The sequence below is a fragment of the Mediterraneibacter sp. 210702-DFI.5.30 genome, from assembly GCF_020560115.1.
In the GTDB taxonomy this organism is placed as follows: Bacteria; Bacillota; Clostridia; order Lachnospirales; family Lachnospiraceae; genus Mediterraneibacter; species Mediterraneibacter faecis.
Genome location: NZ_JAJCME010000024.1, coordinates 1 through 10,189, shown reverse-complemented (window position 1 = coordinate 10,189; position 10,189 = coordinate 1). Strand labels below are relative to the sequence as shown.

The following is a 10,189-nucleotide window of genomic DNA, read 5'->3' as shown; positions in this document are numbered from 1 at the left end:
CCCTTAACCGAAAGGACGTCAGTTCTTTCGGTTGTTGCAGATGCGTAAACTGCGTCCCCACAGCCAATGGCAGGTATAAGCAGCACACCTTGTGAAATCCATTATTTTTCTGTATAATCAATCTCATCTATTTATTTCACTTATAAAGGCACAGGAGACACAATATGTTTCATTATTATATGTTCAACAAACCTTTTGGCTGCGTCACTGCCCGCCGTGATAGCCTTTACCCAACCGTTATGGACTATTTTTCAGAATTAAACAATGATAATTTAAATCCGGTCGGGCGATTAGACAGAGAAACAACAGGACTCCTCCTCATTACAGATGACGGAGTTTTCAACCAGAAACTTACGCACCCTTCTTATCATAAAGAGAAAACCTATCATTTTACAGTTCTCGGTGATTTAACCGAGGATCGGTGCCAACAATTAGAAAAAGGAATCCTTTTAAAAGGATCCCCAGTACTCACTTCTCCTGCGAAACTAAAAGTATTTCGTCAGGATATTCTTTCTAATATAATAGATACTTTGCATCCGGAAGTACAAAATGCCGTATGTAATAACCTCCTAACTCATCCGGTCACTTACGGAGAGATCACAATCAGTGAAGGGCGTAAGCGTCAGATTCGCCGCATGATGAAAGCGGTTCACTGCTGCGTAATTGAATTGAAACGCATTTCTATAGAAGATATTATTCTCGATGAGACACTTTCTCCCGGAGAATGGAAAGAGATTTTTCCACTATAACAGGAAAAATCTCTTTTTTATCTTCGTATATCATTTAAATCCAATTATAATCTCCACCGGTAATTGCCAGACTCAGAAGTGAATCCATCTTCTCAACTTCCTCTTCTCCTGTAATCTTCTCCACCAACACAGCTGTATCCTCCGCTGCTTCCAAAGTTTCATCCGGTCCAATTTCATAGTCAATATCCATCCCACAATCCGGACAAGGAATTGTATTCATTGTCTGCAGTGATAAAAATCGACTTCCACATTTTTTACATTCATAATATCCGCACTCTTTTGTGCCATCTGGTACATAATACATAATTTTCTACCTCACTCTCTTCATCTTTCAAGTACTTTTTATCTTATCACTCACAAAAGAAGACCGCAAGCAACTTATTTCGTTGCGCAACCTTATCTCTTCCTAAGATTTGTAATCAAAAACCGATTGGTTTTTCTTGACAAACTCAACTTTTTTATGCTATATCTACTATAACTCTTTGCACTGCATATAAATCTACAGTACAAACTGAGCAGACCGTGATATCATATCATGGAGTCGGGTCGCAGATGCGACAGTGGAATCTTTCATCCGCGGGACAGTAGTTGCTAATACTGATTCGTGGGTGTTTTTATTTTAAAACAATTCTTTTATTTTCCCACATATATTTAGTGCCATAGAGCTATCTTTTAATTGTTTTATTAAATTGGAGGTAACACATATGGAAAACAGCACAATGAAAACCGGAAATCCTGTCGCAAATGAAGAAGATTTCCAAAAAGTAGCCAACAAAGTCTCTACTATTACGATTATCGGAAACATCGCACTATCTCTGCTCAAACTTTTTGCCGGAATTGTTGCGCATTCCAATGCGATGATCAGCGACGCTATTCATTCCGCATCAGATGTATTCAGTACATTTATAGTTATTATCGGAATCAGACTCGCATCAAAAAAACCGGACAAAGAACATCCCTATGGACATGAACGCCTAGAGTGTGTAGCTGCAATTGTCCTTGCGATTGTTCTTCTCATTACAGGTCTTGGAATCGGAATCGAAGCATTCAAAACGATATTGCAGGGAAATTCTGACAACATACAAACACCAGGTATCTTAGCACTGATTGCCGCCATAATTTCAATTGCAAGTAAAGAGGCAATGTACTGGTACACCAGATATCATGCCAAGAGAATCGATTCCAGCGCACTGATGGCAGATGCCTGGCACCATCGCTCGGATGCATTTTCTTCCATCGGCGCATTGGTCGGAATCGCCGGTTCAAGACTTGGATTTCCAATCATGGACTCCATTGCCAGCTTAGTGATTTTTGTATTTATCGTAAAGGCTGCTTCCGATATTTTCAAAGATGCAATCGACAAGATGGTTGACCACTCCTGTGACGAAGAAATGGAGACTCAACTTCGCAACTGCGTAATGCGCAATCCAAATGTTCATAAGATTGACGTACTTCGAACTCGAATTTTTGGAAATAAAATCTATGTTGATGTTGAAATTGCTCTGGATGGCTCCATCACACTTCAGGATGCACATGATGTGGCCGAAAAAGTGCATAACGATATCGAAAAGACTTTTCCTAAAGTAAAGCATATCATGGTGCATGTAAATCCTGCAAAATTATAAGTAACAAGCTTTCTCTTTCCATGAAGGAATCCTCGTCAATGACGAGGATTCCTTCAACGACTGGCAGTTCCTGCCTAAAATTCATTTAATCATGTTCTTTAATATATTGAAATACCTTTTTGTCACTCTTTGATTTTTTATACCATCCAATACATACCATTATAATTCCAACAATAATAACCGTAGTTCTTACCGATGAATTCGGTGAAAATAAGCAGGATACAATAATTCCGGTTCCAGCACCTGTAAAAAAATCTACAACAGATTTTTCGTGCTTTATTGTTCCCATCACTCTTTCTTTATCTATAGATTGTACCATTTTTGAAACTTTTTATGCCGTAAATTCATCTAATAAGTATCAATCGGTTGAGATGAAGCTTGAAAACAATTGAAAGAAGGTGGCGTATAAAATGAAATCTCTTGTAAAGCGGGCGCAAAGAGGAGATGATCAGGCATTCGTGGAATTGATAGAAGAAAATAAGCAGGCCATGTATAAAGTAGCGGTCGGTATTTTAAAAAACGATTTTGATGCAGCAGATGCAATTCAGGAAAGCATCCTTACTTGCTATGAAAAGCTGAAAGAATTAAAAAAAGCACAGTATTTTAAGACATGGCTGCTCAGAATATTAATCAATAATTGTAATCAGATGCTTAGAGAACAGAAGAAAGTAGTCGGAATTGAGGACTATTATGGGGCAGAAAATGCAAAAGGAAAGAAAGCAGAAGAAAAGATTGCAGCACCACCGGGAGCAGCAACAATCAATGAAGACTTTCTGGAGCTGTTAGACCAGATGGAACAGCAATATCGGGTTGTATTGATTTTATATTATGTAGAAGAGATGAGCATACGGGAAATCAGTCAAATACTACAGATGAATGAAAACACAGTGAAGACAAGACTTTCCAGGGGCCGAGGAGTATATAAAAAGCTATACCTGAAAGAACACCCGGAATTCCAATTTGAATAGAGGATGCTTTTAGAATGCAGCTGATAGAAAATGCAAGCAAAAAGGAGGTTTTGATGATGTCATTTGAGGAAAAGATGAAAAAAGAATTGAAAAAAAACCTGGAAATCCCAGATGTTGTAGAACAGAAAATTCAGGATGCATATAGAGAAATCGGACAGGGGAATGTTACGATGAAAAAACTAAACAATGGCAATCAGAAGAAGAAAAGAGCATGGACAGCGGCCGCAGCAGCGGTAGCAGTGATTGCAGTGTCAGGAAGCGTATTTTATGCAAACCCAGTACTGGCGAAGAATATTCCAGTGATTGGAGATGTCTTTTCAAAACTGCAGAAAAATAAGGAGAATACGCCATATGGAGAAAAGGACAAGACAGCATATGGAAAGATTGCAGACAATTCAGAAAGTGTGCAGAATCCAGGATCAGAAGCCGAAAGCAATGGCGTGACAGTGACAGTATCAGATGCATATTGTGATGGATATGAAATGTATTTTACTATAACAGCAATAACAGATAATGATCAGGTAAATCAGAAAGACTATTTATTGCCTGAAAAAAGCCAGCAGGTTTATGTAAACGGGGAAGAGACAGGAGCTGAATTGTCCTTGAAAAAAGCAGAGGATGGAAGCTTTGTCGGATTGGGGCATATCAGTGCCGGATGGTTGGCTGACAAAACATTTAAAGATCTGTCCACTGTAGATATTAAATTCACTGAGTTGTATGCAAAGGTAGAGAATCAACCTGAACCGGCAACTTATGTAGAAGGTGAAAATCTGATCACAGGTCAGTGGAATCTTGAGTTTACGGTAGACACAGACACAAACCTGTTAAATACTTATGAGGTAAATACAAAAAACAATGGATTTACAGTAAGTAAGATTGTGAAAGCACCGGCATCCACTTATTTGTATCTTGAAGTACCGGAAGAATATGAAAATGTACAGATGATTCTTACAGATGCTGATGGAAACAAACTGGAAAAATTCGGTGGAACAACAACAGATCCAGAAAATGGGATGTATGAGATCCAGCTTCAGTTTGAGCAGACAGATACAAACCAGATTCATGTTCAGGTTATAGATATGGATCAGAGTACGAACGACAATCTGGCTATGGTTGCAGAAATGACAGCCGATCTGAATTAAACAATAGTCATTCTCCGTAGTAACATGATGTCTTTTCGGGGAATGACAGGATGGTCACAACAGAGTTCGTTCGGTTGTGATTGCCTGCCCGATCAACCATTCCTGATCAGAAAGTTTTATATTTTTCAGCTTACAAAATAGATTAAAAATACGTATCTTAACATTTGGATACTTCCTTTGGGATGTATTTTAGAAAGAGGGAACCGGTTCTTGCCAGGAAGGGGTTCCTTCTTTTTTTATTACAATCCTTTGTAAAGAGAAAAAAGCATGCAGTAAATCACTACACACTCTCATCATTCATCCCTCTTATCTATTCCATTCTCTTTTAATTCATCCTCACTTATTGCATGAAGTGTTGCTTTATTCTCTTTTGTTCCATCAAAAAGTACTTCGCTTAAAACATCTGTTTTAGTTTCATTTTTATATATTACCGTTTCATTATAAAAATTGCTTTCTATTGTAATATTCCCATTGTCAATATCACTCATATCTAATTTAAAATAATTTGCATATGATTTATCTTTCATAGACCCTTCTATTTGGATTAATGCCTCATCACTTTTCCATGTTAATCCAACAAGTTCTGGTACGTCATAATTAAGGCTTACTACATAAATTGTTTTGAAACTTTTTATACCATAAATTCATCTAATAAGTATCAATCGGTCTGGGAAAATGATTCTTGGAGCAATGATCAGACTTATAGATATCGTAGCATTATTAATGCTGATTCCACGGACAAAAGGACTGAAACAAAAAATTGATGGGGACGGGAAAAGTCCCCGTTTGCTAAGTAATCGAAAACATGTTATACAGTTTCATCATTTTTATATCATGTTTTGAAATATGGAGTTTCTCTCTGAATTCAGGAGTATCCTTTTGCGGTTCTTTGGTAATAAGAACTTTGGTAGCAATTGGCATCATTGGTCGGGAAGAAATCCCATAAAAAAGTCCCCATTTTATCTTAGCATCAAGGAAAGAGGCAAGTACAGTAATGTTGATTTGTTCCATTTCAGTATCTTGATTTTGAAGAATAAGATTACTCATAGCATCATAGTGTTTCAAGTAGCCAAAGTAAGTGTTCTCACAGTTCTGATAATGCACATAATCTTCAATATTCATATACAGCATAATTTTATAAGTTCCTGGATTCGATGGGGTCAGGACATCTACAACACATCGGTTGACAGAATTATCACGACCATCATAATAATAAATATAAAACTGGGAAACATCCCTAAAAAAAGCAGGGGCATTACTCAATGATTTTTTTGGAACTTGAGCGGGTTCACTGTAGAGCAGTTGTTCTACATGGACACCAAGCGCTTCGGCAATTTCATAAAGTGTAACAATATCAATTGTAATCTGACCGTTTTCATATTTGGAAACGGTTGCTTTACTTTTACATAGAATATCTGCAAATTCTACAAGAGTTAGTCCTCTTTTTTTTCTAAAGAATTTAATCTTATTTCCAATTTCTAAAGGTAAATTCGTCATATTTTACAATCCTCGGTTTCGTTAAAATAGAAATTCATATAAAAAAATAAATACTGGAGATATTTGTTTTTATTATTACATAAAAACAGTAAAAAGTCTATTTTAAAGAGAATAAACATGTAAAAAGTTTCTTCTAAGTAGAAAAACGGGATTTTGAACAGGGAGAACTAAGGTGTTATGGTGTAATTACAATAAAACAAAGGAGAAAAAAGGATGAAAACAGAATTAAAAAGATCATATGATTTCGATGAAATCATCGAGAGACGACATACCAATGCACTGAATACTGATGGATTTCGCAGCTATATTTTCCATGCAGGACCAGAAAAAAAATTCCCCTATAAAGACGAAGAATTTGTCCGTATGTGGGTCGCTGATATGGAATTTGCAACACCACCGGAAATCTGTGAAGCGATGAAAAAGCGTATAGATAAGAGAATTTTTGGATACAGTATGGTGTTTGATTCGGATTATTATAATGTATTACAAAAATGGTGCAGAGAAAAATATGATTGGGAGTTTCCAAGAAAAGAGTTATGTTTTTCAAGTGGAATCATCCCAGCACTATATGAATTGACGGAAGATCTGCTGAGTAAAAATGAAAAGATGATGATTGTTACACCGGCATATGGATATTTCAAACATACTGCAGAATATAACAATGTAGAATTGGTGTGTTCAAATCTGAAAAATGATGGAGGAGAATTCACAATCGATTTTGACGATTTTGAAAAGAAAGCGTCTGATCCACACATGAAGCTTATACTCTGGTGCAATCCTCATAATCCGACTGGAAGAATGTGGACAGCACAGGAATTAACTAAGGTAGCGAAAATTGTTGAAAAATATAATCTATGGATTATTTCGGATGAAATTCACTGTGATTTGATTAGAAAAAATAATAAACATATTCCAATGGGAAAAATCATGAAGGACTATAAAAAATTGATTACTTGTATGTCTGCAAGTAAAACATTCAATATGGCTGGTTTGATGTTTTCAAATATTATTATTCGAGATGAAAAGCTTAGAAATAAATTTCAGGAAAAAGATAAAAATGTTGGATTTGTAAATCCGCTTTCAGTTGAGGCTCATAAAGCGGCCTATGAAAAGTGCGGAAAATGGTTGGAAGAGTTGAAAGATTATCTTGATGATAATTTTCAGTTTTTGAAAGATTATCTTCAGGAGAACCTTCCAGAAGCTGTATATCAGATTCCGGAGGCAACCTATCTTGCTTGGGTAGATATGAAAGTTTGTCTTCCAGATATCGAAAACTTACCAGATTTTTTTGCAAATCGAGCTGGAGTATTACTGGAAGGCGGAGATGATTTATTTGTAGGAAATGCCAATGGATTTATCCGTCTGAATATGGCAATGCCAAGAGAAACAATTAAGAAGGGACTTGATCGTATGGTTCAGGCAATACGAGAATACCAAAATGAAAAATAGGAAAAGTACAAAGAAAAGTTTGGAGGATACAGCATGAAACTGATGGATGAAGTAATGTTACAGGAAAAAAGGATGATTGCTGACAGAAGATATTTGCATGAAAACCCAGAACTTAGTAATCAGGAATATCATACAACAGAATTTATCAGGAAACGGCTACAGGAGTTTGGTGTAGAAATAGAAAATCTTAATCTGAAGACGGGAGTCAGTGCTCTGATTAGAGGAAAAGGGAATGGGAAGACAATCTGCATTCGCCACGATATTGATGCTTTGCCGATTCAAGAGCAAACAGGATTGGATTTCAGTTCCAAAAATGAAGGAGTTAGTCATAGCTGCGGTCACGATATTCATATCGTTACGGCATTATATAGTGCTAAGATTCTCCAACAACACAAAGATGAACTAAATGGAAACGTGAGAATTGTTTTTCAGCCTGCAGAAGAAAATGTGACAGGTGCGAAAGCAGTGATTGCGGCGGGATTGATGCAAAAAGAACCATTAAATGATATTGTAGTAGGTTTACATACGCATCCACAGACGCCGGTCGGAAAAATTTGCCTGAAAAAAGGACCAATGGAAGCTGGAAACGATTATTTTAAAATTACAGTGAAAGGAAAATGTGGTCACGCGGCATATCCTCATAACTGCGTTGATCCTATTGTGGTAAGTGCTTATTTGATTACAAGCCTTCAGACAATTGTTTCAAGAGAAAACATGGCCGTACATCCGACAGTAGTTACAATAGCAAGTATTCATGCTGGAAAAACCTACAATTCAATTCCGGGAGAAGTTGTAATGCTCGGCAGTATGAGAAGTTTATATCAGGACTCGAGAGAACACAATCTGGAGGCTTTGAGACGGATTACAAAATCGGTCTGTGAGTCTATGAGAGCGGAGGGGACTGTGGAGATTGCAGATGCTTCTCTTCCACCAATTACAAATGATTCACAGGTTGTAAATGATTTAATTCAAGTAGCAGATGAAATGCTTGGAAAGGGACATGTATTGGAATTTGAGCAGCCAAGTATGGGATCTGACGATTTTTCAGTCTTTTTAAATTATAGCAAGGGAGCTCAGTTTTTCCTTGGTACAGCAAATGAAAGTGTAAACAGCAAATTGGGCTTACATAATGGTAAGAATATATTTGATGAGAAAAGTCTGGTGACGGGAGTTGCAGTACTGACCGGATATGTAATGAAGTCGCTAAGAGGGGGAAAATTATGAATGAAAAGAAATGGAATTTAAAAACAATTGTGTTATATGGAATTAATTGTGTGGTAGGAAGTGGAATATTCCTCCTGCCTGGTTCAGCATATCAGTTAATGGGACCATCAAGCTTGCTGGCATATCTTTTTGTCCTGATTTTGGTAATGTCAGTAGCACTGTGTTTTGCAGAATGTGGCAGCATGTTTGAACAGTCAGGAGGCCCGTATCTGTATGCAAGAGAAGCTTTTGGTGATTTTTTTGGATACGAAGTCGGAGTCATGAAATGGATTGTTAGCATTATCGCATGGGCAACAATGGCAGTTGGATTCACAACAGCACTTTCAGCGATTTTTCCGGCGGCAGCGGATCCGTTCGTAAATAAGGCAATTGCAATTGGAATTATTACCGTATTAAGTATAATCAATTTATTCGGTGTGAATATTATGGCTTATTTAAACAATATTTCAACAATTGCTAAAATGATACCGATGGTTATATTTGTGATAGGAGGTCTGTTTTTCCTGAAAGGAAGTAATTTTACTCCGTTTTTGAAAGATGGAATGAATATGAATTCTATTTCTGCTGCAGTGATTACAGTATTCTATGCATTTACTGGATTTGAAAATGTAGGTGTGGCTGCAGGAGATATGGAAAATCCAAAGAAAAATGTGCCAAAAGCACTGATTATTTCCATGTCAATTGTTTCTGTTATTTATTTTCTGATACAATTTAATTGTATTGGAACCCTGGGAACAAATCTTTCAGGAACATCAACACCAGTTGCAGATGCAATGGGGACTTTTCTTGGAAACAAGGGAGCGTTACTTGTTACACTTGGAACACTGGTTTCTATTGCAGGATTGAATATCTGTGGTTCTTTTAACACACCACGTTGTGCCCAGGCACTTGCAGATGGAGGTCTTCTTCCGAAGACATTGAGTAAATGTAATAGAAGAAAAGTTCCTTATGTGGCAGTATTTATCACGGGAATGTTAGCTGTATTACTTACATTAACTGGAAGTTTTACAGAGCTTGCTGCAATTAGCGTGATTAGTAGATTTAGCCAGTACATTCCTACTTGTCTTGCTGTTATTGCACTGCGAAAGAAAAGTGATGGAAAGAAAGATGGATATAGGGTTCCATTAGGATATACATTTCCAGTGATTGCGATTCTCGCAAGTATTTGGCTGATATTTCATACAGAGGTGTATAAACTTATTGCAGGACTTGGAGCAATGGTTGTTGTTGCGCCTATCTATTTCATTATGAAAAAAAGAAAAAGTGCTGAATTGAGCTAAGATAGATATATCTCCTTTAGGTGGATTGGTTGATAGTTTTTCGCAACTCTATTTTACCATAAACCTTGAGGAGATATTTTATTTTTAAGATTAGATAATATAGAACAAAGAATATGCCTTGGCACATTCTGGCGCCTGCGGCGGTCAATTGCTGAACGATAAATCTGTACATTATGAATTTTATTCTGCCATAATAATTCTCGAGTATGTGAAACTTTTTCTGTAAATAGCTAATAACAGCAAGGTCTTCTATGG

Annotated in this window: 12 protein-coding genes and 1 riboswitch; of the genes, 7 read left to right on the top strand and 5 right to left on the bottom strand. The window is 36.9% G+C overall.

Annotation, left to right across the window (positions count from 1 at the left end):
- Window positions 1-164: 164 nt before the first annotated feature.
- On the top strand, window positions 165-749 hold the full coding sequence (locus tag LI126_RS14435) for a pseudouridine synthase (RefSeq protein WP_227165632.1): 585 nt from the start codon (window positions 165-167) through the stop codon (window positions 747-749).
- 34 nt (window positions 750-783) lie between these two features.
- On the opposite strand, the gene LI126_RS14430 is transcribed toward LI126_RS14435, so the two are convergent.
- Complete coding sequence (locus LI126_RS14430; RefSeq protein WP_015529369.1) at window positions 784-1,053, bottom strand: hypothetical protein; 270 nt, start codon at window positions 1,051-1,053, stop codon at window positions 784-786.
- A gap of 197 nt (window positions 1,054-1,250) precedes the next feature.
- A riboswitch (NiCo riboswitch) is annotated at window positions 1,251-1,336 on the top strand.
- A gap of 117 nt (window positions 1,337-1,453) precedes the next feature.
- On the opposite strand from LI126_RS14430, the gene LI126_RS14425 reads away from it, so the two are divergent.
- Complete coding sequence (locus tag LI126_RS14425; protein WP_117916827.1) at window positions 1,454-2,374, top strand: cation diffusion facilitator family transporter; 921 nt, start codon at window positions 1,454-1,456, stop codon at window positions 2,372-2,374.
- A gap of 85 nt (window positions 2,375-2,459) precedes the next feature.
- Here the strand turns inward: LI126_RS14425 and LI126_RS14420 are convergent, their stop codons facing one another.
- Entirely contained in the window at window positions 2,460-2,663 is a 204-nt protein-coding gene (locus tag LI126_RS14420; protein WP_117569881.1) for a hypothetical protein, read from the bottom strand.
- 121 nt (window positions 2,664-2,784) lie between these two features.
- On the opposite strand from LI126_RS14420, the gene LI126_RS14415 reads away from it, so the two are divergent.
- Together LI126_RS14415 and LI126_RS14410 are read left to right on the top strand one after the other, a co-directional pair.
- Window positions 2,785-3,342, top strand: coding sequence for an RNA polymerase sigma factor (locus LI126_RS14415; RefSeq protein WP_227165631.1), 558 nt, complete (start codon window positions 2,785-2,787; stop codon window positions 3,340-3,342).
- Between the two features lie 53 nt (window positions 3,343-3,395).
- Window positions 3,396-4,484 (top strand): DUF4179 domain-containing protein, encoded by a 1,089-nt coding sequence (locus tag LI126_RS14410; protein ID WP_227165630.1) that lies wholly within the window; start codon window positions 3,396-3,398, stop codon window positions 4,482-4,484.
- Window positions 4,485-4,777: 293 nt separating this feature from the next.
- On the opposite strand, the gene LI126_RS14405 is transcribed toward LI126_RS14410, so the two are convergent.
- Together LI126_RS14405 and LI126_RS14400 are read right to left on the bottom strand one after the other, a co-directional pair.
- Window positions 4,778-5,011, bottom strand: coding sequence for a hypothetical protein (locus LI126_RS14405; RefSeq protein ID WP_155204947.1), 234 nt, complete (start codon window positions 5,009-5,011; stop codon window positions 4,778-4,780).
- Between the two features lie 262 nt (window positions 5,012-5,273).
- Entirely contained in the window at window positions 5,274-5,981 is a 708-nt protein-coding gene (locus LI126_RS14400) for a helix-turn-helix domain-containing protein (protein WP_155204949.1), read from the bottom strand.
- Between the two features lie 213 nt (window positions 5,982-6,194).
- On the opposite strand from LI126_RS14400, the gene LI126_RS14395 reads away from it, so the two are divergent.
- The 3 genes from LI126_RS14395 to LI126_RS14385 are packed head-to-tail and all read left to right on the top strand — an operon-like array spanning window position 6,195 to window position 9,934.
- On the top strand, window positions 6,195-7,430 hold the full coding sequence (locus tag LI126_RS14395; RefSeq protein WP_055148399.1) for a MalY/PatB family protein: 1,236 nt from the start codon (window positions 6,195-6,197) through the stop codon (window positions 7,428-7,430).
- A gap of 33 nt (window positions 7,431-7,463) precedes the next feature.
- Entirely contained in the window at window positions 7,464-8,654 is a 1,191-nt protein-coding gene (locus tag LI126_RS14390; RefSeq protein ID WP_055148397.1) for a M20 metallopeptidase family protein, read from the top strand.
- Window positions 8,651-9,934, top strand: coding sequence for an APC family permease (locus tag LI126_RS14385; RefSeq protein ID WP_055148395.1), 1,284 nt, complete (start codon window positions 8,651-8,653; stop codon window positions 9,932-9,934). The genes LI126_RS14390 and LI126_RS14385 overlap by 4 nt, the downstream gene beginning before the upstream one ends.
- A gap of 16 nt (window positions 9,935-9,950) precedes the next feature.
- On the opposite strand, the gene LI126_RS14380 is transcribed toward LI126_RS14385, so the two are convergent.
- Window positions 9,951-10,189 (bottom strand): hypothetical protein (locus tag LI126_RS14380; RefSeq protein ID WP_227165629.1); only part of this gene is annotated, 239 nt, incomplete at its 5' end.